The 2088-nt window shown below is 65.7% G+C and carries 2 protein-coding genes; both read right to left on the bottom strand.

Annotation, left to right across the window (positions count from 1 at the left end):
• Positions 1–18 precede the first annotated feature (18 nt).
• Positions 19–783, bottom strand: coding sequence for an IS21-like element helper ATPase IstB (gene istB, locus Tchar_RS13410; RefSeq protein WP_144329474.1), 765 nt, complete (start codon positions 781–783; stop codon positions 19–21).
• Positions 780–2088 (bottom strand): IS21 family transposase (gene istA, locus Tchar_RS13405; protein ID WP_144329473.1); only part of this gene is annotated, 1309 nt, incomplete at its 5' end. The genes istA and istB, both read right to left, overlap by 4 nt.

Here is a 2088-nt window from a genome sequence, read left to right as displayed (position 1 = left end):
CCAGGCAGGACAGCTGGATTATGACGGTTCAGGGCTGTTGACGATGCGAGCGGCGGCCTCCTTGAGGCGGTAACTCTTGCCCTCGAACTCCAGCATCGCGCAGCGGTGCATGAGTCTGTCCAGTATGGTGGTGGCCATGGTGGCGTCGCCCAGATATCGGCCCCAGTCCTGCGCCACGCGGTTGGAGGTCACCACGATGGCACGGCGAAGCTTGTAACGCTGGTGCACGACGGTCTGCAAGACCTCTGCGGCGTGCTCACTGATGCGCCGCGTCAGGAACAGATCATCCAGAACCAGCAAATCCGGCTCCACCCACGCCTTGAGCAATTCGCTGCGCTCTGTGGGATTGCCCAGCGCGTAGCGGGCAAACTCGGTGTCGGCCTCGAGGTAGCGCACGTCGTGGCCGGCCAGTGTGGCCTGGTAGGCCACCGCCTTGGCCAGGTGGCTCTTGCCCGTGCCGGGCTTGCCCACGATCAGCGCGTTGGCGCCTTCGGCGATGAATTTGAGGGTGTGCAACTCGAAGCAGGCGGCCCGTGGCAGCTTCGGGTTGAATCGCCAGTCGAAGTCGGCCAGGGTGACCTTCTCGTCGAGGCCCGAGCGTTTGAAGGGACGCTCCAGCAGGCGCGTGCGGCGCCGGTCGAGCTCGTCTTGCAGCATGGCGCCCAAGGTCTCCAGGAAGGGCTCCTGGCTGGCCTGGGCCTGCATCACCCGGGTCGACAGGGTCTCGGCGATCCCTGAGAGGCGCAACTCGCGCAGGGCGCGTTCGATCTCCACCATGTTCATGACCGGCTCCTTTGCGTGCTGGCAGTGGCCACCATGGTGCAAACAGCGGTGGCCGCGGCCTGTGCAAACAGATCACCGTATTCCTCGGCCTCCCGGATCAGCTCGTGCTGCTGGGTCAACCCGGCCGCCGCCACCGTGGTGGTGCTACTGGCACTGGCCTGCGCTTCAATCGCAGCCAGCGCCTCGGCAAAGAGGGATTCGGTCAGGCCCTGCACCCGTTTGTAGCTGTAGATGCCTTGCTCGAGCGCCTGGGCGCAGGCGGCGTTAACGCAGTGCGCGGGGTAACGTCGAACCAAGCCGACGATGCCCCACAGCTTGCGTTGGCCGACCCTGCCTTCGATGGCAAAGAGAAGCTGGCACAGCCGGGCCGCATGCTCGCCAATCTCGCTGGCCTGGCGCAAGATCAGACGGGTCTCGCGCGAAGGATTGAAGACCCGTTCGTCCTGGGGCAGCACCACGGTACCGGGGCGCTCGGCCTTGGCATGGGTGCGTAGCAGCTTGCCCGTTCGGATGTCCCGGATCTCCAGACGCTGGGCGTAAATGCGCACCAACACCTTCGACCCGATGGCCGCCGGCCGCGCGGCATAGCTGCAGTGCTGCACCCGCACGCAGCTGTCATCGCAGACCGTGCGCTCGACCTCGTCGAAATACTGCATGCCCAGCAACGGCAGCGCCTTGAGGTGGGCGCGCTCCTCCTCGAACATGGCCTGCACCTGGCGGCGCTCGGTACCGTGGATGCGCTTGGCCGCCCAGTTGCGCTCCCAGTGCGCCAGGAATTCGTTCTGGGCCTCAAGGGACTCAAAGCGCCGGCCCTTCAAGGCCGTGGATTGCGTGTGTCCGATGGCATGCTCGACCGTGCCCTTGCGGTTCGGATCACGTACCCGGGCCGGGTCCGCCACCACGCCGTAGTGCGCCAGGGTGGCGGCGTAGACCTTGTTGAGCTCGGGCTCGTAGAGGTCCGGGGTGAGCACACCTTCCTTGAGGTTGTCGAGGACCACGTACTGGGGGCAGCCACCGAAGTGCCGAAAGGCCCGTTCATGCAGCTCAGCCCAGACCCGTTGGCTGGACTTCCAGACCACGCAACGAAAGCTGGCCCGCGAGTAGCGCAGCGTGGCCACGAACAGACGCGGCTTGCGGTACCGCTCAGAGCCCGCTACTCGGGTAGGGGCGCCTTCGCCGTAGTCGACCTGCATTTCCTCGCCGGGCAGGAAGGACAGGCGGTCGAACTGTTCGGGCACCTTGTGGCGCAGCTTGGCCACGAAGCGTTTGACCGAGTTGTACTGACCGGCAAAGCCGTGATGGTCG

Source organism: Tepidimonas charontis (assembly GCF_007556685.1).
Taxonomy (GTDB): domain Bacteria; phylum Pseudomonadota; class Gammaproteobacteria; order Burkholderiales; family Burkholderiaceae_C; genus Tepidimonas; species Tepidimonas charontis.
The sequence above is the reverse complement of the archived record's forward strand: the minus strand, read 5'-3'. Positions and strand labels throughout refer to the sequence as shown.